Here is a 20,696-nt window from a genome sequence, read left to right on the forward strand (position 1 = left end):
CGCCCGAAGGAACTCAGGCGGGTTGTCCGATCGAAAGGCGGCGCGCGCGCTTGTCGAGCGTCGCCGAGAGCAGCGTCAGGCCGAACGCGCTCACCGCCATCAGTACGCCGACCCACGGCAGCGACGTGAGCGGTGCGCCCGCGCCGATCACGCAGCCGCCGAGCCACGCGCCCGTCGCGTTGCCGAGATTGAACGCGCCCTGGTTCAACGTCGATGCGAGATTCGGCGCATCGCTCGCGCGGTTCACGATCAGCATTTGCAGCGGCGGCACGATCGCGAAGGCGAGCACGCCCCAGAAGAAGATCGTGATCATCGCGGCGACCGGCTGATGCATCGTGCCGGCGAAGATCGTCAGAACGGCGACGATCGCGAGCAGGAAGGACAGCAGCGAACGCAGCAGCTTCCAGTCCGCGAGCTTGCCGCCGAGCGTGCTGCCGACCGTCAGGCCGAGACCGAACAGCAGCAGCACATACGTGACCGCGTGCGGCGAAAGGCCCGTCACGTCTTCGAGAATCGGCGTGATATACGTGAACACCGAGAAAAGACTGGCCGACGCGAGCACGCTGATGCCGAGCACCATCAGCACTTGCGGGTTCTTGAGCACGTCGAATTCGCGCAGGATGCTGGTTTCCGGCATCGCGATGTGCTTCGGCAGGCACACATGCAGCGCGCCCGCCGCCGCGACGCCGATCAGCGTGACGACCCAGAACGTCGAGCGCCAGCCGGCCGCTTGGCCGAGCGCGGTGCCGAGCGGCACGCCGAGCACGTTGGCGAGCGTGAGGCCGGTGAACATCAGCGCGATGGCCTGCGCGCGGCGGTTCGGCGCGACGAGATCGGCCGCGACCACGGAGCCGATGCCGAAGAACGCGCCGTGACAGAACGCGGTGACGATGCGCGCGCCCATGAGCACCCAGTAGTTCGGCGCGAGCGCGCACAGCAGATTGCCGACGATGAACACGCCGATCAGGCTCATCAGCGCCTTCTTGCGCGGCATCTTCGCGGTGACGACGGCGAGAATCGGCGCGCCGACCGTCACGCCGAGCGCATAGCCGGACACGAGCATGCCCGCCGCCGGAATCGTCACCGCGAGATCGCGCGCGACGTTGGGCAACAGGCCCATGATGACGAATTCCGTCGTGCCGATGCCGAACGCGGCAATGGCGAGAGCGAAAAGAGGCAGAGGCATGGCGGAAGAGAAGGAGATGTCACGTCTGGGCGCATCGTCGGATTGAGCGATGCAGGCGCCGAGGCGGAGTTGAAGGCTCGAATTGTACCGAAACGTCATTTTCGACGCTGGTATAAACCCTTATTCCGATCGGCCGATCCATGCTCCGGCCCGAACGGATATTCTTTCTGACGCGGCAGCGGCGCACGACTCTTGCAAACGCTGCGCCGCCATGCGTCAGATGTTTCCGGTAACACGCTCGCGGCCTCGCATTCCTTGCGCGTCGGGGGCGCCGCGCAGTGTTGGTCGCAGTGTTGGTAAAACGCAGCAACTTTTTGAACGAAAGATGTCACTGACAAAATTCTGTATTCACGCGGCAGCCGCCGGCACGCTGTTCATCGCTACGCTTGCGTTCGCCCAGAGCGACGCCGCCGGGCCCATCGCAACGCAGGCGGGAACGCTGCACTTTCTCCGCGATGAATCCGGCATGGCCGCGGTCATCGACAAAGAGGTATTCGATCGCTTCGACGCGAAGCGCGTCGTCCATTTCGATGAAACTTCCGGCACGAGCGACACCGTCACGCGCATGCTCGTGCAGACCGGTTCGGGCCCGATCCTCTACGATTTCCGCCGCCATCCGCCGCTCGTGCAGCGCGCCGGCCAGCGCATGACGGTCAAGCGCGTGTTCTGGCAAGGCGAGGAGGTGGTGATGCAGTCGAATCTCGGCTGGTACCGCTTGCAGCGCGGCAAGCTCACGAAGCTGCAATCGTCGACGAACGTCTATCACTGAGCGGGAACACGCGCTCGCCCGCGATCACGTAGAGCGCTTCGCCGCGCACGCCGCCGTTGACTTCGAAGCCGCCCGTGAACGCGCCGAACGCCGGCAGCACGCCCGCGCGAGGGCCGAAGCGGAAGCACGGTAGACGCGCGCTGTCGACGCGCGTCGCGAGCCGGTACACCGGATGCTCGTGTCCCGCGAGCGCGTAAGCGCCATCGACCGTCTGCGGATGATGGCAAAGCGCCCACGGTCCGAGCGCGTGCGGTTCCTTCACGACATCGACGCCGAACAGCGCGGGCAGCGCGCCCGCGTGCCTGTCGTGATTGCCTTCGACGAGCACGAGCGCGAGTTCGCGATGCTTCGCGCGCCACGCGGCGAGGGCGTCGAGCGTCTCGTCGGCGTGGGATTCGCGCGCGTGCAGCAAGTCGCCGAGAAAGACGATCGATTCCGGCCGGTGCGCCGCGACGAGCGCATCGAGCCGCGCGAGGCTCTCGCCGGTCGTGCCGACGGGCACCGGAATGCCGCGCGCGCGGAACACGGCGTCCTTGCCGAAGTGCGCATCGGCGATGAAAAGGCTTCGGGCGTGCGGATCGAACGCCGCGCGATCGGCGGATAGGACGAGCGCGTGGCCATTCACATCGATGGTCAAAGCTTCCATTTATGTCTTCGCCGCCTTCTCCAGATCCGCGAGCATGCGCTCGACGCGATCCGAGAGCTTCTCCGTGCTCACCTTTTCCCGCAAGCGCGCGACGATCAGCGGAAACGCGAACGGCGTGGGCTTCTTCGGCGCATGCAGCGCGAGGCGGCTCGCGCTCATGCGTTCGAGCGCCGCGCGGATGCGGCCGAGTTCGAGTTCCTGCAGCATCACTTCCTGATCGGCCTGCGCAAGCAGCAGATTGCTGCTGTCGTGCTTGCGAAAGACTTCGTAGAACAATCCGCTCGACGCCTGCAATTGCCTCGCGCTTTTCTGCTGTCCCGGATGCCCCTGATAAATCAGCCCCGACACGCGCGCGATTTCGCGAAAACGCCGCGCCGACAATTCGGATGCGTTGAGGCTCGCGAGAATGTCGTGCTCCAGATTCTCCGGGGAAAAAAGCCCTTCCGCGATGAGCGTCTCCCAGTCGAACGGTTTTGCCGACAGCAGTTCGAAGCCGTAATCGTTCATCGAAATCGAAAACGTGCTCGGCTGATCGCGTGCGACGCGCCATCCGATCAGCGATCCCAGGCCAATATGCGCCATGCGCCCAGCAAACGGATAGCAAAAGAAGTGATGACCTTCGCGCGAGCGCACGCGTTCGACGACGAGCACGCCCGGCCCCGGCAGCGCGGACCACTTCGCCTGCAAATCGAGCAGCGGTTTGACGGCGCGCATTTCCGGCTCGTCGTAGATGCCGTCGTTGGCGCGCGCGAGCATCACGAGCGCGGCATCGGCCAGTTCGGACGACAGCGGCATCTTGCTGCCCGCCCATTGCGGCATCGCCCCGCGCGATGAAGTCGCGCGTTTCACATACGCGGTCATGTCGCGCACGCGCACGAGTTCGAGCGCGCGTCCGCCGAAGGTGAAGACATCGCCGGGCTTCAAGCGCGAGATGAACGACTCCTCCATCGCGCCGATGCGCCCGCCCGTCATATAGGCGACGTTGATGGTTGCGTTTGCAACTATCGTCCCGACGTTGTTGCGATGCCTGCGCACGAGGTCTTCGCGCGGCACGCGATACACGCCGTCATCGTCCTTCACTACGCGATGAAAGTCCGGATACGCCGCGAGCGATGCGCCGCCGCGCTCGACGAAAGCGAGCGCCCAGTCGAATTCCCGCTGCGTCAGATCGCGATACGCATACGCGCTCTTCACTTCGTCGAGCATGTCGGCGGGCGTGAAGCCGCCGCCGATCGCCACCGTCACGAGATGCTGGACGAGCACGTCGAGCGGCTTCAACGGCATGTCGCGTCCTTCGATGCGCCGCTCTTCGATCGCCCAGCGCGCCGCGGCCGCTTCGACGAGTTCGAGCGCATGCGTCGGCACGATCGTCACGCGCGATACGCGCCCCGGCGCGTGCCCCGAGCGTCCCGCGCGCTGCATCAGACGCGCGACGCCTTTGGGCGAGCCGATCTGAAACACGCGATCGACCGGCAGGAAATCGACGCCCAGATCGAGACTCGACGTGCACACGACCGCCTTCAGTTGCCCGTTCTTCAAGCCTAGTTCGACCCAGTCGCGCACTGCCTTGTCGAGCGATCCGTGATGCAGCGCGAGCAAGCCGGCCCAGTCGGGCCGCAATTCGAGCAGCGCGCGATACCAGATTTCCGATTGCGAACGCGTGTTGGTGAAGACGAGCGAGCTTTGCGCGCGCTCGATTTCGTCGGCGACGGGACCGACTTGCCGCACGCCGAGATGGCCGCCCCACGGGAAGCGCTCGATGGTTTCGGGAATCAGCGTATCGACGACGAGCGTTTTCGGCTGCGCGCCACGCACCACGACGCGCGGCGTCTTCACCGGATGCAGCAACGCGTCGTGCGCGAGCGCGAGATTGCCGAGCGTCGCGGACAAGCCCCAGATCTGCAGATCGGGACGCCAGCGCGCGAGCCGCGCGATCGCCAGTTGCGTCTGCGTGCCGCGCTTGTTGCCGAGCAGTTCGTGCCATTCATCGACGACGATCATGCGCAGATGCTTCAGTTCTTCTTGCGCGTTGGCGCGCGTGAGCATCAGCGTGAGGCTTTCGGGCGTCGTGACGAGCGCGGACGGCATCCGGCGACTCTGACGCGCGCGTTCCGTCGATGACGTGTCGCCGGTGCGCAGCCCGACCGTCCACGGCACGTTCAGCGCAGTGACGGCGCTTTGCAGCGCGCGGGCGCTGTCGGCGGCGAGCGCGCGCATTGGCGTAATCCAGAGGACGGTGAGCGGCGCGGGATTTTTATCGGCTTTCGATGACCGCGCGAAAGCCGCGAGCGCCCCGAGCCACACGGCCCACGTTTTGCCCGCGCCCGTCGTCGCGTGCAGCAGGCCGCTCGCGCCACGCTCGATCTCACGCCACGCTTCGCGCTGAAACTCGAAAGGCTGCCAGCCGCGCTCGTCGAACCAGCGCGCGATGCGTTCGTCGATTGGCTTTGCAGCTTCGTTCGCGTCGTACGCGAAAGGCGCGGGCGTGAAGGATTCGGGGGCGGCATCGAGTTTTGCCTGCGCCGCACGCGTGCGCGGCACGCGTCGAGGTCGCGGCGCGCGGCGCCTGCGCTCGCCGGCCGATTCGGACTCGCTCATGCCGTGGCCTCGTTCAGAAAGCCCTTGAGGATGTCGAGCGTATCGGCGTCTTCGATTTTTTTATCGGTGCGCCAGCGCAGCATGCGCGGAAAGCGCACGGCGATGCCCGATTTGTGACGCGGGCTCGCCTGTATGCCTTCGAAGCCGATCTCGAAGACGAGCGTCGGCGTGACGCTTCTCACCGGCCCGAATTTCTCGATGGTCGTCTTGCGCACGATCGCATCGACCTGGCGCATTTCTTCGTCGGTCAGTCCTGAATACGCTTTTGCGAAGGGCACGAGCGTGCGCATGCCGTCGGCTTCGTCCCAGACGGCGAAGGTGAAATCCGTGTACAGGCTCGCGCGCCGGCCGTGACCGCGCTGCGCATAGAGCAGCACGGCGTCGATCGCATACGGATCGATCTTCCACTTCCACCACGTTCCCGACGCCTTCGTGCGCCCGACGCCGTACATCGACGCGCGTTCCTTCAGCATGAATCCTTCGACGCCGCGCGCACGGCTTTCGTCGCGCAATTTCGCCAGTGCAGTCCAGTCGGATGCCGTCACGACCGGCGACACGCGCAGGACATTCACCGCAAGCGACGACGCGAGCGCGTCGAGTTGCGCGCGCCGCGCGTGCAGCGGCTCCATGCGCAGATCGCGGCCATCGATTTCGAGCAGATCGTAGGCAAGCAGCGCGGCGGGGGAATCGGCCAGCACTTTCTTCGTGAGCGACTTGCGCGTGATGCGCGGCTGCAGTCGCGCGAAGGGCAAGGGCGCGTCCGCGCCCGGTTCCCACGCGAGGATTTCGCCGTCGATCACGGTGCCGTCGGGCAACGCTTCGCCGAGCGACGCGAGCTCCGGAAAGCGCTCCGTGACGAGATCCTCGCCGCGCGACCAGATCCATACGCGGCCCGCGCGCTTCACGAGCTGCGCGCGTATGCCGTCCCATTTCCATTCGACGATCCAGTCGTCGGGCGAGCCGAGCGTCGCCGGATCGGCCTGCAGCGGATGCGCGAGAAAGAACGGATACGGCAGGCCGATATCGCTTTCGTGCGGCGTGTCGACGTCATCGCCTTCTGCTGCCGGTGCGATCAGCCGAAGATAGCGCGCGGCGCTCGGTTTCTCGCGCGAATCGGTCCAGCCGACCATGCGTTGCGCGATGCGCTTATGATCGACGCCCGCGACCTGCGCGAGCGCGCGCACGACGAGCTGCCGCGCGACGCCGACGCGAAAGCCGCCGCCGATCAGCTTCGTCAGCAGGAAACGCTCGCTCCAGTTGAGTTCGTCCCAGTAACTCAGAAGCCGCTCGCGCAATTCGGACGGATCCGCGCCGCGCAGCGTGAGGATGCGTTCCTCGATCCATTGCGCGAGTCCGAGCGACGATTCTCCCGACGCCGGCGGCAAAACGTGCGCGATGGTTTCAGCGAGATCGCCGACCGCCTGATACGACTCTTCGAAGAGCCACTCCGGCAAGCCCGCGCGTTCGCGGGCGAACTCGGTGAGCAGGCGCGTCGGCACCGACTGGCGCGGCTTGCCGCCTGCGAGAAAGTACGACGCCCACGCGGCGTCTTCGGCTTGCGCGCCCGAGAAATACGCGATCAGCGCTTCGAGCTTTTCGTTCGTCGATGTCGTCGCGTCGAGCGCGGCGTAGAGCGTCGCGAAGCGCTTCATGATGTTTGCGCCATATCGGCTTCGATGGCGTCGTCGCCGTATTCGGTCGTGAACGCGCCCGCATCGAGGCCTTGCTCGTTGAGCCAGCGCACCATCGGCTCGATCTGTCCGTGCGTGACGATCACGCGCTCGGCGCCGCTCGCACCGATGGCGAGCTGCAGGCCGGGCCAGTCCGCGTGATCCGAGAGCACGAAGCCGCGATCGACGCCCTTGCGGCGCCGCGTGCCGCGCAGACGCATCCAGCCGGACGCGAAGGCATCGCTGTATTCGCCGAAGCGGCGCATCCAGGTGCTGCCTTGCGTGGACGGCGGCGCGACGATCAGCGCGCCCTTGAACGCGGCCTTGTCTTTCGCGGCGATCTCGCTGACGAGGCGCGTCGGCGGCAACGCGACGCCCGATTCGCGATACGCGCGATTGAGCGGCTCGACCGCGCCGTGACAGAAGATCGGACCGATGGCGGCATCGACGCCCGCGAGCACGCGCTGCGCCTTGCCGAACGAATAGCAGAACAGTACCGACGCGCGGCCTTGCGCCGCGTTATGCCGCCACCATGAGTCGATGCCGTCGAACACATCGCGCGAGCTGTCCCATCGATAGATCGGCAGCCCGAACGTCGATTCGGTGATGAACGTATCGCAGCGCACCGGCTCGAACGGCGCGCAGGTCGGATCGGGCTCGACCTTGTAATCGCCGGACGCGACCCACACGCGGCCCTTGTGTTCAACGCGCACCTGCGCCGATCCGAGCACGTGCCCGGCAGGATGCAGCGACACGCGCACACCGTTCACGACGATTGCTTCTCCGTAAGCGAGCGCTTGAACATCGATGCCCGGCAGCCGCGACAGCAACACGCCGACGCCCGGCTCGGCCGCCAGGTAATGCGTGTGCCCGAAGCGCGCGTGATCGGCATGCGCGTGCGTGATGACGGCACGTTCGACAGGCCGCCACGGGTCGATATGGAAGTTGCCCGGCACACAGAAAAGACCCTCGGGCCGCGCGACGATGAGATCGGAAGAAGTGTCCACGAGTCGTTGATCGGTGCCGTGAATGAAAGTCACATGACAAGCGATCTCGCAGGCTATGTCCATGTGTTCGATTCTGGCAACAAAAGCACATGCCGTGCCCGTCATGGCGCTTTCACGAATTGCGTCTAGGGTGTAAAAGTTTGTTTAGCCCGAGCGCCTGTTCAGCGGCGGTCGTTCAGGCTGCTTGTCAGCGAAACACGCGCGCACGGGGCGCGCGCGCCGCAGTCTTCCTCCTATGCCGAACATGGACACGATGGTTGCGCCGACCGCCGCAGAAGCGGTCTGGATCGTCAGATTGCAGAGCCATCCGCAGTACGACTTCGTGCGGCTGAAGCGGGTGTTCACCGACCATGGCTCGCGTCATCAGGTCGTGCTCGTCGACGTGAGGAAGCTCCTCGCGTGCGCCGATCGCGACGACACCGACTACGTGCTCAAGGCCGTCGACGACTGGCACGCGGGCAAGGTGCGCGGCATCCGCGAGTTTCTCGATCCGGACAATCCGCGCGTACCCGAAATGCCCTACGTGACGATCAGCGTGCGCCGCTCGCCCGGGCTGCTCGGGTTGCTGGGCGTGCATCGGGAAGGTGTCGTGGCGTTTCGCAACGGCCAGCATCGCGCGCGCTACATGGCCTATGCCGGCGCCTTGTTGATGCCGGTTGAAGTGCACGAGCGCGAGGCGTCCTTGCTGCGCGAGATGTGCGCGGCGCCGGATGCGTCGAATGCGGAGTACGGGGAGGGTTGAGCGCCGCCCGATTCGGCGCTGGACGAAGCTTAGTTGTGCGGTGCGATCGGGAGATTGGGTCAGACGGCGGTAAAACGCCGTGCTGGCCCTTGTGCTTGCTATGGCTTCAGTTGGCGGTCGCGGTCGCGTTGCGCAACGCCTGCATCGGCATCATCGCCGGCATGGTCGGGCGGATGATTTCGTCGGGACGCGTGCCGCCTTGCGCGGTGAATTCCCGGCCGAGATAGTCCAGCGCATAGTCGATGAAAAAGCGCGTCTTCGCGGGCAGATATTGCCGCCCCGGATATACGATCGACACTTTCATGTCGGGGTCGTCGATCGAATAGCCGTCGAGCAGGCGGACGAGCGTGCCGCTTTCGATGTCCGCCCGCACGATGCCTTCGGGAAGAATCGAGAAGCCCATGCTTTTCAGCGTGGCGAGACGCACCATCAGCGCGTTGTTGACCGTGTAGACCGGCGCGAGCGTGACCTGATCGGCGGCGCCGTGACGATGCCGGAAATGCCAGGTCTGGCTGCGCATTTCGTTCGGCAGTCCGACGGACGGCAACGTTTGCAGATCGGTCGGCGTGGCGGGCGTGCCGTGCTCGGCGACGAACGCGGGCGTCGCGACCGTCACGAGCGCGCTGGTGCCGACCGGCCGCTCGATGAGCGCGGTGCTCGACACCATGAACGCCGTGACGATGCCGACGTCATAGCCGTCCTCGACGAGATCGACATGGCGCTCCGCGAGCGTGAGCCGCACGTTGACCTTCGGATACACCTTGCGGAAGCCGTCGATGAGCGGCGTCAGCGTGAGCAGCGAAAGCGCGCTGGATGCAACGACGCGCAAAGTGCCGCTCGGCTCGCCTTCGGTGTGCGTGACTGTGGATTCCAGATGATCCAGTTCCTCCAGCAACGCGCGGCAGCCCTCGAGATAGCGTGTGCCCGCTTCCGTGAGAGACAGATTGCGGGTAGTGCGGTTGATGAGACGTGTTCGCAAATGCGCTTCGAGCATCGCGATTGCCCGAGTCACGAGCGCATTCGAGACATCGAGTTGTTGAGCAGCGCGGCGAAAACTCTCCGTGTCTGCCACGCGCACGAACACACGCATTGCATGGATCTGATTCATCATTCAGCCCTCTCAGGTTTTACCACACGGGCCGGACATGTTGTTCTAGGACAACTTTGTGTCCGGTTCTTGAATCTCGCGTTAAGTCGATAATATTTAGAGCTAACCAAATTTGCAATATCAAATTTCCATTGAGCGATAAATTTACCGCATCGTTATTGCCGCTGTTAATAGCGAAGACGCATGTTTCGAAAACTAATTTAGCGCTGTTCGAAATGCAATATGTACGAAATGCATGTATTTCGTAAATCTTTCGCGGATTAGGACTGTATGGTTAATTTGCTTAAAAAACGGCATTTTCTGCGCGCTTTCCGCGTGCCAACGCATCGAAGTAACACTCAAGGCCGAAAGAGATTTTATATATCGCCCGGTAAATGCCGATTAAAACTTTTGGTGCAAACCCGTTTCTCTTTTCGGATATTGATGGATATATCGATGCCGCGATTACGTTCGAAATTCGAAAACACGGGTTGACGTCATGATTTGGACTCTGCTTGCGGCGCATCCTGAAATCGCCCTATTTTCGAGCCTCGCTATTGGTTATCTCGTCGGGTCCGTGAAGCTCGGCCCCATTCAGCTCGGCGGCGTTTGCGGCACACTCGTCGTCGCGCTGATTCTTGGACAAAGCGGCGCGCGCATTTCACCCGATCTCAAGAACATCGCATTCGCGCTCTTCATCTTCGCGCTGGGTTTCACGGGCGGCCCGCAGTTCTTCGCGAACATCGGGCGCGGCTGGCGTTACGGCGCGTTGTCGATCGTCGAGATCGTCGTCGTGGTCGCGCTCGTGCTCGGCGCCGCCGTCATATTGAAACTCGACGCGGGAACGGCGGCCGGCTTGCTTGCCGGCGGCGCGACGGAATCCGCGGTGATCGGCACGGCGTCGGAGGCCATCGGGCGGCTCGGCCTGTCCACGACAGATACCGCGCGGCTGCAGGCGAACATCGTCACCGCTTACAGCGTGAGCTATCTGTTCGGCCTCGTCACGATCGTGCTGTTCACGAGCCAGTTCGCGCCGCTCATCCTGCGCGTGAATCTGCGCGAGGAAGCGGAGCGCGTGTGGCGCAAGCTGGGCGGCGACGGCGCGCTCGGCACCGGGCAGACGCCCGCCGCGCCGCCGCTCGCGGGCCGCGAGCTAAGGGTGACGGCCGCCGCGGGCCTCACCGTCGGCGACCTGGAGAAGCGCTTTCGCGACAACATCAGCGTGCAGCGCGTGCAGCGCGACCGCTCGGTCATCAAGCCGCAAGCGGCGGTCATGCTGAAGGCGGGCGATCTCGTCGTGGTCGGCGGGCGGCGCGAGGCGCTGGTCGAGGCGATTCCCGCGATCGGCGAGGAAGTTTTCGGCAACGGCGTCTCCGATGTCTATGTCGAACGCACGGATGTGATGCTCACGCGGCGCGAACTGCACGGCCTCACGCTCGCCCAGGTGCGCGCCCGCGCCGCGCCCGCCGACGCCCACGGCGTCTTCGTCGCGGCCGTGACGCGTCTCGACAGCACGATTCCCGCGCTCGCCGGCACGCAGGTGCATCGCGGCGACGTGCTGACGCTCATCGGCAACAAGGAGGATGTCGCGCGCGGCGCGGCCAGGCTCGGCTACATCATCCGCGCGACGCAGAAAACCGACTTCGTGTTCCTCGGGCTCGGCGTGCTGCTCGGCATCGCGGTCGGGCGGCTGTCGGTACATGGCGGCGACATCGATCTCACGCTCGGGACGGGCGGCGGCTGCCTGCTCGCGGGGCTGCTGTTCGGCTGGATCCGCTCGCGTTATCCGCTGACCGGCTCGCTGCCCTCGGCGGCGGCGCAGATATTGAAGGACTTCGGCCTGTGCACGTTCATCGCGGCGGTCGGGCTGTCGGCGGGCCCGGACGCGTTGCGGCTCGTTCGCGAATACGGCATCGCGCTGCCGGTCGCGGGCATCGTCATCACGCTCGTGCCGGCGCTCGCGTCGCTCTTCATCGGACGATGGCTGCTCAAGCTCGACGTGCCGATGCTGCTCGGCGCGATCGCCGGTCAGCAATGCAGCACGCCCGCGATCAGCGCGCTCGTCGGCGTGACGGGCAACGCGACGCCGATGATCGGCTACACGATCACGTATGCGCTCTCGAACGTGCTGTTGCCGCTGCTCGGCCCGGTGATCGTCGGGCTCGCGAGCAAACTGGGCTGACCGTATGGAATGGCTCCACGACATCTTCCAGAAAGCGCCGGAATCGGCGCTCTTTCTTTCGCTCGCGGCGGGTTACCTGATCGGCCAGATCAGCTTCGGCAAGTTCCAACTGGGCGGCGTGGGCGGCTCGCTGATCGCGGCGGTGATCGTGAGCCAGGCGGGCGTGCAGATCGACGACGGCGTGAAATCGGTGATGTTCGCCGTGTTCATCTACGCGGTCGGCTACGACTCCGGCCCGCAGTTTTTCAGCTCGATCAACCGCCGCACGCTGCGCGAAATCGCGATGGCGCTGTTCCTCGCGGTGACGGCGCTCGCGAGCGTGATCGTCTGCGCGAAGCTGTTCGGGCTCAACAAGGGGCTAGCGGCCGGACTCGCGGGCGGGGCGCTGACGCAATCGGCGATTATCGGCACGGCGGGCGATGCGATCGCGCGGCTCGGATTGCCCGCCGATCAGACCAAGGCGTTGCAGGCCGACGTCGCGGTCGCGTACGCGGTAACGTACGTGTTCGGCTCGCTCGGCGCGATCATCGTATGCGTGAACATCCTGCCGAAGTTCATGGGGCAGAGTCTCAGGGATGCGTCGATCGAAGCGGACAAGGCGCTCGCGGGCGGGGCGTCCGGTCCCGGACCAGGGCAGATTTCGGCGTTGCCCGCGCTCGTCGGACGCACGTATCGCGTGACGCACGATGGCGCGGCGGGGCGCACGGTCGCGCACGTCGAAGTCGACGACCGGGACATGATCACCGTCGAGCGCATCCGGCGCGGCGGGCGCGCGCTGGAGCCTGCCGCGGACTTCGTATTGCGAGCGGGCGATATCGTGCTCGTCGTCGGGCGGCGCGAGGCGATGGCGGGCGCGACGGCGCACATCGGCGAGGAAATCGCGGACGCCGATGGCAGCAGCGTCGTCATGCAGAAGCGTCAGGGCGTGTTCACGAAGCGCGGGATGAACCACATGAGCATCGCCGATGTGCGCGCGACGGTCGATCGCGACATTCGGCACGGCGTGTATATCCACGGCATCACGCGTGCGGGGCATCCGTTGCCGGTGCTGCCCGAGACGACGCTCGATCACGGCGATGTCATCACGTTCTACGGCGCGCCGCAGGACACGAAGCGCGCCGTCGATGCCGCCGGTTACGAACTGCCGTATTCCGACAAGACCGATTTCATCTACATGGGCGTGGGTATCGTGCTCGGGTTGCTGATCGGGCTGATCGTCGTCGATGCAGGCGGCGTGCCGCTCACGCTCGGCTCGGGCGGCGGCTGCCTGCTCACCGGTTTGCTGTTCGGCTGGATGCGCGGCAAGCATCCGATGTACGGCGTGATGCCGCCGGCCGCATCGCAATTGCTGAAGGATTTCGGACTGGCGGCGTTCGTCGCGGTGGTCGGGCTGAATTCCGGCTTGCAGGCGGTCGTCACGGTGAAACAGAGCGGGCTGACGATCTTCCTGCTCGGCGTGTCCGTCACGCTGTTTCCGCTCGTGCTGACGATGCTCTTCGGCCGCTACGTCCTGCGTTACGACAACGCGGCGCTGCTCGCGGGCGCGCTCACCGGTTCGCGCAGTGCGAATCCGGCGTTCGGCGGCGTGCTCGACAAAGCCGAAAGCGCCGCGCCGACGGTGCCGTTCGCGATCACGTATGCGTTGGCGAACGTGCTGCTGACCTTGCTCGGACCTTTGGTGGTCGGGCTCGTCTGAAGCGGCGGGCGTGCTCCTTGCGCCATAATCGGCGGACCTGCAAGGAGACTTCTTCATGGCTCAATCCAATGCGGCAACCGTCACGCTTCCGTCCGGCGAAGCGATTCCGAAACTCGGCCAGGGCACCTGGGAAATGGGCGAGCGCCCGAACGCGCGCAAGAGCGAGATCGCCGCTTTGCGCGAGGGCGTCGATCTCGGCATGACGCTCATCGATACCGCCGAGATGTACGGCGAAGGCGAAAGCGAGAAGCTCATCGCCGAAGCGCTCGGCGACAGGCGCGACGAGCTTTTCATCGTCAGCAAGGTGTATCCGCATAACGGCAGCGAGCGCGGCGTGCAGAGCGCATGCGAGCGCAGCCTGAAACGCCTGAAGACCGATCGCATCGATCTGTATTTGCTGCACTGGCGCGCCGGCGAGGATCTCGAAGGCGTGATCGCGGGTTTCGAAAAACTGAAGGACGACGGCAAGATTCGCCACTGGGGCGTGAGCAACTTCGACACGGACGACATGGAAGAACTCTTATCGCTCGATGGCGGCGACGCCTGCGCGACCGATCAGATTCTCTTCAACGTCGCGCGGCGCGGGGCGGAGTTCGATCTGTTGCCGTGGCTGCGTGAGCACCGCATGCCCGCGATGGCGTACAGCCCCGTCGATCACGCGCGTCTGCCGCGCGGCGGCGCGCTGGAACAGATCGCGGCGGCGCGCGGCGTGTCGGCGTTTCAGGTGGCGCTCGCGTGGGTGCTGCAGCAGCCGCAGGTATTCGCGATTCCGAAAGCGTCGGATGTCGCGCACGTTCGCGAGAATCGCGCGGCGCTCGATCTTCACCTGTCCGCCGACGAGCTCGCGGACATCGATCGGCAGTTCAAGCCGCCGAAGTCGAAGCGCCCGCTCGAAATGCTGTGACGACGCGCCGGATCACGTACACGCGTGATGCGCGTGCACCGAGCCGAGCACCGCGACTTCCGCGGGCGTGCGCCTCAGATCGGCTTCGTTGACCTGCTTCGCATCGGCGAGGAAGTCGTCGACGATCGACGACACGGTCGTGTCCGCGAGACACAGCGATACGCGCTTCGTCTCGCCATCGGGCAGCGACGTGCGCTGCGACAGAAACAGCACGCCGTACTGATAACCGCGCACGATTCCGCGTACCGCGCCCACGCATTGTCCTTGCGCCGTGTTGTCGGACTTCGCGGCGCATTGCTGCGCGAGCGCGTAGGCCGAGAAAGTCGGATCGGACGCGCCGGGCGCCGGAGCCTGTGGTGCGGTCTGCGCCTGCGCGGCCGTCGCGACGCCGAAAGTCAGTGCGCAAAGCGCGGCGGAGAGGGCGGGTTTCATCGGTTGGATCCTCGTTGTTTTGAAGGTTGAACCGATGAGAGGCGCGCGACGCCGCTTTGGTTCCGACGAAAGCCTCAGCGCGCCTGACGCTGCAGCGTGCGCAATTCGTCGACGGGAATGTGGCAATGAATCGCGTGACCGTCGCCGGCGTCGCGGCACGGCGGCGTTTCGGTTTCGCAGATTTCGCCGATCTTGCGCGGACAGCGCGTATGGAACACGCAGCCCGAAGGCGGATTCGCCGCGCTCGGCAACTCGCCCGACAGCCGGATGCGCTTCGCGTGCGTCCCGTCGATCGACGGCACCGACGACAGCAATGCTTCGGTGTACGGATGCTGCGGTCCGTCGAAGACGGCGGCCGCGCGCCCGATCTCCATGATGCGCCCGAGATACAGCACGGCGATGCGGTCCGACAGATAGCGCACGACATGCAAATCATGCGAGATGAACACGTAGGAGACGCGGCGCTCGCGCTGCAGATCGGCAAGCAGATTGAGGATCGCGGCCTGCACGGAGACATCGAGCGCGGAAGTCGGTTCGTCGCACACGACGACGCGCGGATCGCCCGCGAACGCGCGCGCGATCGCGACGCGCTGCTTCAATCCGCCCGACAGTTGCCGCGTGCGCGAGCTCAGATAGCGCTCCGGCAGACGCACCGCTTCGGTCAGCGTGTGCAGGCGCTGTTCCTTCGCTTCGCCGTGCAACGCGGCGAGCTTCGACAGCGAACGCGCGATCAGTTGCCGCACGGAATGCGCGCGATTCAGCGCGGAATCCGGGTTCTGAAAGACGATCTGCAGCGACTTCACCTGTTCTTCGCTGCGCCGGGTCACGCGCTCGGGCAGCGCGGCGCCGTCGAGTTCGAGCGACGCGCCTTTGTCGGGCGATACGAGGCCGAGCAGCAGCTTCGCGAGCGTCGTCTTGCCGCTGCCCGATTCGCCGACGAGCCCGAGCGTTTCGCCCTGCACGAGATCGAGCGAGACATCGTGGACGGCGCGCACGTCTTCATCGCCGACGCGGAATGTCTTCGAGAGATTGCGCGCGGATAGCGCGAGCGGCTGATCGACACCGTCGGCATCGGCGACGGGCACCGGCGCTTCGTCGGCCGAGCGCGGCAGCGTTTCCGCGCGTTCGTGATAGTGACAGCGCGCCATCTGATCGCCGTGCGCCGACGCCACGCGATACGGCGGCGGCGCGTCCTTGAGACAACGCTCGTCGGCGAGCTTGCAGCGCGGCGCGAAAATGCAGCCCTGCGTGATCGATCCGGGCAGCGGGAGGGAGCCTGGAATCGTGTCGAGCCGGCCCGTTTCCTTGGCGCGCCCCGCACGCGGCAGACAGCGCAGCAGGCCGACCGTGTACGGATGACGCGGCTTGGCGAACACGTCGGCGGTCGTGCCTTCCTCGACGAGCTTGCCCGCGTACAGCACGCCGACGCGATCGCACATGCGCCCGATCACCGCGAGATTGTGGCTGATGAAGAGCACGGCCGTGCCCAACTCCGCACGCAATTGCGCGATGAGATCGAGCACTTCGGCTTCGACGGTGGCGTCGAGGCCCGTGGTCGGTTCGTCGAGAATCAGCAGTTCGGGATTGCACGCGAGCGCCATCGCGATGACCACGCGTTGCTGCATCCCGCCCGAAAGCTGATGCGGATAACTCTCCATCACGCGTTCGGGCGATGCGATGCGCACGCGTCTCAGCATGTCGGCCGTGCGCGACAGCGCTTCGTCGGCGGATGCGCCCGTGACTTCGAACGCTTCGGAGACTTGCCGCGCGATCGTCAGCGACGGATTCAGCGCGCGTCCGGGATCCTGATAGACCATCGACACGGCGGTCGCGCGCATGCCGCGCAGCGCGTCGGCGTCGAGCGCGGCGACGTCGCGCCCGGCGATCGAAATGCGGCCAGCCTTCACGCGCCCGTTGCGCGGCAAGTAGCGCAGCACCGCGAGCGCGGCGGTCGACTTGCCGCAGCCCGATTCACCGACCAGCCCGTAGGCCTCGCCGCGCCTGACGCGCAACGTGACGTCCTGCAGCACGTCACGTTCGCGTCCGCGCGAACGGTACGCGACCGTGAGGCCGACGACCGTGAGCGCGTCGGCCTGATCGCCTTTCGCGGCGCCGAACGTGGGAAAAGCCGATGGCGGCGGTCCGTTCATCGGTCGAGCACTCCTTGCACGGCATCCGCGACGAGATTCACCGCGACGACCAGCGATGCGATCGCGGCGGCGTCGAAGACGACGGTCCACCACGCGCCGCCCGCCATCAGCGTATAGCTTTCGGACAAGGCGAGACCCCAGTCGGCGGACGGCGGCTGAATGCCGAAGCCGAGAAACGACAGCGTCGCGACGGCGAAGATCGCGTAGCCGAGACGCACGGTCGCCTCGACGATGATCGGCGGCAGCACGTTCGGCAGAATCTCCGCGAACATGATGTAGAGCGCGTTCTCGCCGCGCAATTGCGCCGCGAGCACGTAGTCGAGATGGCGCTCGCTCAGCACGGCGGCGCGCACGGTGCGCGCGGTGATCGGCGCGAAGGTGAGGCCGATGACGAGGATCACCGTCGTGTTGCTCGCGCCGACGGCGGCGAGCGCGAGCAGCGCGACGATCACGAGCGGCAGCGCGAGCAGCGCATCGATCACGCGGCCGATGGCGGCGTCGACCCAGCCGTCGAAATAGCCGACGACGAGCCCGAGCGCCGTGCCCGCCGCCGTGCCGAGCAAGGTCGCGAGCGGCGCGATCGTCAGAATGTCGCGCGAGCCGACGATCACGCGCGCGAACACGTCGCGACCGAGCTGGTCGGTGCCGAACCAGTGATCGCCCGAAGGCGCGACGAGCGAGTTGAGCGGATCGGACGCGTAGGGATCGTGCGGCACGAGCCAGTGGCCGAAGAGCGCGCACAGCACCCAGAAGAGCAGGATCAGCACGCCGATATCGAAGGTCGCGGAACGCACGAGCGCGCTCAACGCTTCGAAGCGGCGCGATTTCGGTGCGATAGCGGCCGCCGTGCTCATTTCGCTTCCCCGGTGCGCAGGCGCGGATTGAGCACGACGTAGAGCGCATCGGCGATCAGATTCGCCGCCGTATAGATCACGCCGATGGTCAACACGCCCGCTTCGAGCATCGGAAAGTCCTTCGCTTTTGCGGCGTTGTAGATCAGCGAGCCGATGCCCTGGTAGTGAAACAGCGTTTCCACGACGACGAGTCCGCCGATCATGTAGCCGAGCTGCGTCGCGGCGACGGTGACGGTCGGCAAAAGCGCGTTGCGCAGCACATGGCGCACGATCACGACGCGCTGCGGCAAGCCCTTCAGGATCGCGGTGCGCGTGTAATCGGCGTCGAGCGCTTCGACGGTGCCCGCGCGCGCCATCCGCGCGATGTAGCCGAAGAACACGAAGACGAGCGGCAGCACTGGCAGGATCAGATGTTCGAGTTGCGTGAAGAAGCCCGCGTCGGCAGGCGCGGTCGCTTCGATCGGCAGCCATTGCAGCCAGACGCCGAAGATCAGGATCAGCACGATCGACGAGACGAATTCCGGCACCACCGTCGCCGTCAATCCGCCGATGCTGATGACGCGATCGATCCATCGTCCCGAATGCAGCGCCGCGTACACGCCGCCCGCGATGCCGAGCGGCACCACGACGACGAACGCGAGCGCGCCGAGCTTCGCCGAATTCCACAGCGCGTTGCCGATGAACGGCGCGACGGGCGCGCGAAACGCGTAGGACTCGCCCATGTCGCCGCGCAGGAAATGGCCGATCCAGCTCGAATACTGCGCGAGAAGCGGCCGGTCGACGCCAAGCTGATGGTTGAGCGCGGCGACCGCGCGCGCGTCGGCGAGCGGGCCGAGAATCGCGCGGCCGACGTCGCCGGGCAGCAACTGGCCGCCCGCGAACACGATCATCGACAGAAGCCACAGCGTGACGAGCGCGAGCAAGAGCCGCACGCCGACGAAGCGCGCGATGCGCTTCATTCGGGCGAAGTCGGCGACGTGCGCCGTGGGCGTGATCGTGCTCATTCGCTTACGCCGAGATCGTCGCGCGGTCGAACCACATCTGCGAAATCGCGTTGAAGCGCACGCCGGAGACATTGGCGCGCGTGACGATCAGCTGGTCGTAGAAGTAGGGGATGACGACCGGCGTTTCGTCGAGCAGCAAATGCTGAATCTGCGCGGACAGCTTCTTCTGCGACGCGACGTCGAGCGCCGCGACGAACTGCGCGACGAGCTTGTCGTATTCGGGATTCTTGAAGTGCGCCGCGTTCCAGGTGCCGCCGCTCGTCAGCGGCGCGTTGAGGAACACGTTCGGCACGCCGCGATGCCCGTAATCGGTGATGCCGAGCGGCGAATCGAGCCAGTCCGACTTGCCGAACGTGCCCGAGCCGTAATAGAGGTCCTGACTCTCGACCTTCAACTGGATGCGTATGCCGATCGCCTTCGCCGCGTTCTGCACGACGACCGCGAGATCGGGAATCTCCATGTACTTTTCGGTCGTGAGCGTGACGTCGAAGCCGTTCGCGACGCCGGCATCGCTCATCAGCTTCTTCGCCTGCGCGATGTCGATCTTGCGTTGCGGCACGCTGAGATCGCTCGACGGAAAAACCGGCGCGAACGGGCTGTCGTTGCCGACTTGCGCGCGGCCGCGGAACAGGCCCTTCACGATGACTTCGCGATCGATCGCGAGCGCGAGCGCCTGACGCACGCGCTTGTCCTTGAACGGCGCCATGTCGCAGCGCATGTGCAATTGCCGATGCGAACTCGACTTCGTGCCGAGCACCTTGAATTGCGGATTCGTCAGCATCGCGACCCCGCCTTGCACCGTGAAGTCGCCCATCACGTCGGCCTGGCGGCCTTGCATCGCGAGAAGCTGCGCCTGTTGATCCGCGTAGAAGGAAAACTGCACGCGATCGGGCAGCGCTTTCTCGCCCCAGTAGTCGGGATTGCGCACGAACGATGCGCCCACTTTCGGCGTGTATTTCTCCAGCTTCAGCGCGCCCGTGCCCATGAACGTCTTCTCGTAAGGGCCGCTGAAATTCGCCGGGAGGATCACGGCGTTATACGTATCCGAGGAAACGTAATACGGGAAATTGCCATTGGGCGCGTCGAGATGAAACTCGACGGTGTGATCGTCGACGGCCTTCGCCGAATCCTTCGACAGCACGCCCTTCAGCACCGAAAGCGCAGCCGAGCCGGTCGCCGGATCGGACAGGCGGTTGAAGGTCGCGACGACGTCCTTCGCGGTCATCGGCTGGCCGTCGTGGAACTTCACGTTCGGGCGCAGCTTGAACGTCCACACGTCGCCCTTGGCATTCGACGACCACGACAGCGCGAGCGCCGGCTTGAGCGTCAGATGCTCGCTGTCGTCGTCGACGAGAAATTCGCCGGTCTGATTGATGAGCGCAAGCCCCGACGCATCCGTCACGGTGAGCGGATCGACGGCGCCCGCGGGCATCAGATGCGCGACGCGGATCGTGCCGCCCGGCTTGCCCGCGCCTTGCGCCCGCGCGCCCGGCATACCGAAGATGCCGCCCGCCGTGAGCGCGATGCCGAGCACGCTCGCATGGCGCAGCAACTCGCGGCGCGTGAGGCGTCCGGCCATGAACTCGTCGATCGCGTGATTGCCCAGTTCGCCCGCGCGAGGGCGGGCCAGTTCCAGAAGATGCGCGTCGGTCGAAGGTTTCTTCATCGTGTGCTTTTCCGTTGTCGTTGTTTGCTGGCCGTCGCCCACGCGCGATCGGCTCGACCGCGCCGTCGAGGTGCATTCGGACATCGCCAGCAAGGAACGCGCC

General features: G+C 65.5%; 16 protein-coding genes. 5 read left to right on the forward strand and 11 right to left on the reverse strand.

Annotation, left to right across the window (positions count from 1 at the left end):
• Positions 1 to 13: 13 nt before the first annotated feature.
• On the reverse strand, positions 14 to 1,186 hold the full coding sequence (locus tag NCT05_RS03835) for an MFS transporter (protein ID WP_250439069.1): 1,173 nt from the start codon (positions 1,184 to 1,186) through the stop codon (positions 14 to 16).
• A 325-nt stretch (positions 1,187 to 1,511) separates the two neighbouring features.
• Between NCT05_RS03835 and NCT05_RS37170 the strand changes: the two genes are divergently transcribed.
• Positions 1,512 to 1,955 carry a hypothetical protein gene (locus NCT05_RS37170; protein ID WP_008351236.1) on the forward strand — a complete coding sequence of 148 codons (444 nt, stop codon included), beginning with the start codon at positions 1,512 to 1,514 and terminating at the stop codon, positions 1,953 to 1,955.
• Here NCT05_RS37170 and pdeM read toward each other — a convergent pair.
• The 4 genes from pdeM to NCT05_RS03860 are packed head-to-tail and all read right to left on the reverse strand — an operon-like array spanning position 1,918 to position 7,876.
• Positions 1,918 to 2,601 carry a ligase-associated DNA damage response endonuclease PdeM gene (gene pdeM / locus NCT05_RS03845; protein WP_008351232.1) on the reverse strand — a complete coding sequence of 228 codons (684 nt, stop codon included), beginning with the start codon at positions 2,599 to 2,601 and terminating at the stop codon, positions 1,918 to 1,920. The genes NCT05_RS37170 and pdeM overlap by 38 nt on opposite strands.
• Entirely contained in the window at positions 2,602 to 5,199 is a 2,598-nt protein-coding gene (locus NCT05_RS03850; RefSeq protein ID WP_250501771.1) for a ligase-associated DNA damage response DEXH box helicase, read from the reverse strand.
• On the reverse strand, positions 5,196 to 6,851 hold the full coding sequence (locus tag NCT05_RS03855) for an ATP-dependent DNA ligase (protein WP_034472974.1): 1,656 nt from the start codon (positions 6,849 to 6,851) through the stop codon (positions 5,196 to 5,198). The genes NCT05_RS03850 and NCT05_RS03855 overlap by 4 nt, the downstream gene beginning before the upstream one ends.
• Positions 6,848 to 7,876: a ligase-associated DNA damage response exonuclease gene (locus NCT05_RS03860; RefSeq protein ID WP_250501772.1), complete on the reverse strand. Its 1,029-nt coding sequence runs from the start codon at positions 7,874 to 7,876 to the stop codon at positions 6,848 to 6,850. The genes NCT05_RS03855 and NCT05_RS03860 overlap by 4 nt, the downstream gene beginning before the upstream one ends.
• A 235-nt stretch (positions 7,877 to 8,111) precedes the next feature.
• On the opposite strand from NCT05_RS03860, the gene NCT05_RS03865 reads away from it, so the two are divergent.
• The gene (locus tag NCT05_RS03865) at positions 8,112 to 8,618 is read left to right on the forward strand and encodes a plasmid fertility inhibition factor family protein (RefSeq protein ID WP_008351228.1); all 507 of its coding nucleotides are present in this window, start codon (positions 8,112 to 8,114) and stop codon (positions 8,616 to 8,618) included.
• A gap of 106 nt (positions 8,619 to 8,724) precedes the next feature.
• On the opposite strand, the gene NCT05_RS03870 is transcribed toward NCT05_RS03865, so the two are convergent.
• A complete protein-coding gene (locus NCT05_RS03870; protein WP_239295376.1) occupies positions 8,725 to 9,729 on the reverse strand; it encodes a LysR family transcriptional regulator in 1,005 nt (334 codons plus the stop codon).
• A 475-nt stretch (positions 9,730 to 10,204) separates the two neighbouring features.
• Here NCT05_RS03870 and aspT (NCT05_RS03875) point away from each other — a divergent pair, with 475 nt between their 5' ends.
• The 3 genes from aspT (NCT05_RS03875) to NCT05_RS03885 are packed head-to-tail and all read left to right on the forward strand — an operon-like array spanning position 10,205 to position 14,487.
• Positions 10,205 to 11,887 (forward strand): aspartate-alanine antiporter, encoded by a 1,683-nt coding sequence (gene aspT, locus NCT05_RS03875; RefSeq protein WP_250501773.1) that lies wholly within the window; start codon positions 10,205 to 10,207, stop codon positions 11,885 to 11,887.
• A gap of 4 nt (positions 11,888 to 11,891) precedes the next feature.
• Positions 11,892 to 13,583 carry an aspartate-alanine antiporter gene (gene aspT, locus NCT05_RS03880; protein WP_250501774.1) on the forward strand — a complete coding sequence of 564 codons (1,692 nt, stop codon included), beginning with the start codon at positions 11,892 to 11,894 and terminating at the stop codon, positions 13,581 to 13,583.
• Between the two features lie 55 nt (positions 13,584 to 13,638).
• Positions 13,639 to 14,487, forward strand: a complete 849-nt coding sequence (locus NCT05_RS03885; protein WP_250501775.1) for an aldo/keto reductase — start codon at positions 13,639 to 13,641, stop codon at positions 14,485 to 14,487.
• Between the two features lie 12 nt (positions 14,488 to 14,499).
• Here NCT05_RS03885 and NCT05_RS03890 read toward each other — a convergent pair whose 3' ends face one another.
• The 5 genes from NCT05_RS03890 to NCT05_RS03910 all read right to left on the reverse strand — a co-directional run bounded on the left by NCT05_RS03890 (position 14,500) and on the right by NCT05_RS03910 (position 20,593).
• Positions 14,500 to 14,919, reverse strand: a complete 420-nt coding sequence (locus tag NCT05_RS03890; protein WP_008351222.1) for a Rap1a/Tai family immunity protein — start codon at positions 14,917 to 14,919, stop codon at positions 14,500 to 14,502.
• Positions 14,920 to 14,993: 74 nt separating this feature from the next.
• On the reverse strand, positions 14,994 to 17,069 hold the full coding sequence (locus NCT05_RS03895; protein ID WP_008351221.1) for an ABC transporter ATP-binding protein: 2,076 nt from the start codon (positions 17,067 to 17,069) through the stop codon (positions 14,994 to 14,996).
• Positions 17,066 to 17,923 carry an ABC transporter permease gene (locus NCT05_RS03900; protein ID WP_008351220.1) on the reverse strand — a complete coding sequence of 286 codons (858 nt, stop codon included), beginning with the start codon at positions 17,921 to 17,923 and terminating at the stop codon, positions 17,066 to 17,068. The genes NCT05_RS03895 and NCT05_RS03900 overlap by 4 nt, the downstream gene beginning before the upstream one ends.
• Complete coding sequence (locus NCT05_RS03905; RefSeq protein ID WP_250501776.1) at positions 17,920 to 18,927, reverse strand: ABC transporter permease; 1,008 nt, start codon at positions 18,925 to 18,927, stop codon at positions 17,920 to 17,922. The genes NCT05_RS03900 and NCT05_RS03905 overlap by 4 nt, the downstream gene beginning before the upstream one ends.
• A 4-nt stretch (positions 18,928 to 18,931) precedes the next feature.
• Entirely contained in the window at positions 18,932 to 20,593 is a 1,662-nt protein-coding gene (locus tag NCT05_RS03910) for an ABC transporter substrate-binding protein (protein ID WP_244807741.1), read from the reverse strand.
• Positions 20,594 to 20,696: the final 103 nt, after the last annotated feature.

The sequence above is a fragment of the Caballeronia sp. AZ7_KS35 genome, from assembly GCF_023631045.1.
Taxonomy (GTDB): domain Bacteria; phylum Pseudomonadota; class Gammaproteobacteria; order Burkholderiales; family Burkholderiaceae; genus Caballeronia; species Caballeronia zhejiangensis.

What these genes read in the sequence shown, in the direction of transcription:
- NCT05_RS03835 (WP_250439069.1), bottom strand. Translation starts at nt 1,186, where the DNA reads ATGCCTCTGCCTCTTTTCGCTCTCGCCATTGCCGCGTTCGGCATCGGC.
- NCT05_RS37170 (WP_008351236.1), top strand. Translation starts at nt 1,512, where the DNA reads ATGTCACTGACAAAATTCTGTATTCACGCGGCAGCCGCCGGCACGCTG.
- pdeM (WP_008351232.1), bottom strand. Translation starts at nt 2,601, where the DNA reads ATGGAAGCTTTGACCATCGATGTGAATGGCCACGCGCTCGTCCTATCC.
- NCT05_RS03850 (WP_250501771.1), bottom strand. Translation starts at nt 5,199, where the DNA reads ATGAGCGAGTCCGAATCGGCCGGCGAGCGCAGGCGCCGCGCGCCGCGA.
- NCT05_RS03855 (WP_034472974.1), bottom strand. Translation starts at nt 6,851, where the DNA reads ATGAAGCGCTTCGCGACGCTCTACGCCGCGCTCGACGCGACGACATCG.
- NCT05_RS03865 (WP_008351228.1), top strand. Translation starts at nt 8,112, where the DNA reads ATGCCGAACATGGACACGATGGTTGCGCCGACCGCCGCAGAAGCGGTC.
- NCT05_RS03870 (WP_239295376.1), bottom strand. Translation starts at nt 9,729, where the DNA reads ATGATGAATCAGATCCATGCAATGCGTGTGTTCGTGCGCGTGGCAGAC.
- aspT (WP_250501773.1), top strand. Translation starts at nt 10,205, where the DNA reads ATGATTTGGACTCTGCTTGCGGCGCATCCTGAAATCGCCCTATTTTCG.
- aspT (WP_250501774.1), top strand. Translation starts at nt 11,892, where the DNA reads ATGGAATGGCTCCACGACATCTTCCAGAAAGCGCCGGAATCGGCGCTC.
- NCT05_RS03885 (WP_250501775.1), top strand. Translation starts at nt 13,639, where the DNA reads ATGGCTCAATCCAATGCGGCAACCGTCACGCTTCCGTCCGGCGAAGCG.
- NCT05_RS03890 (WP_008351222.1), bottom strand. Translation starts at nt 14,919, where the DNA reads ATGAAACCCGCCCTCTCCGCCGCGCTTTGCGCACTGACTTTCGGCGTC.
- NCT05_RS03895 (WP_008351221.1), bottom strand. Translation starts at nt 17,069, where the DNA reads ATGAACGGACCGCCGCCATCGGCTTTTCCCACGTTCGGCGCCGCGAAA.
- NCT05_RS03900 (WP_008351220.1), bottom strand. Translation starts at nt 17,923, where the DNA reads ATGAGCACGGCGGCCGCTATCGCACCGAAATCGCGCCGCTTCGAAGCG.
- NCT05_RS03905 (WP_250501776.1), bottom strand. Translation starts at nt 18,927, where the DNA reads ATGAGCACGATCACGCCCACGGCGCACGTCGCCGACTTCGCCCGAATG.
- NCT05_RS03910 (WP_244807741.1), bottom strand. Translation starts at nt 20,593, where the DNA reads ATGAAGAAACCTTCGACCGACGCGCATCTTCTGGAACTGGCCCGCCCT.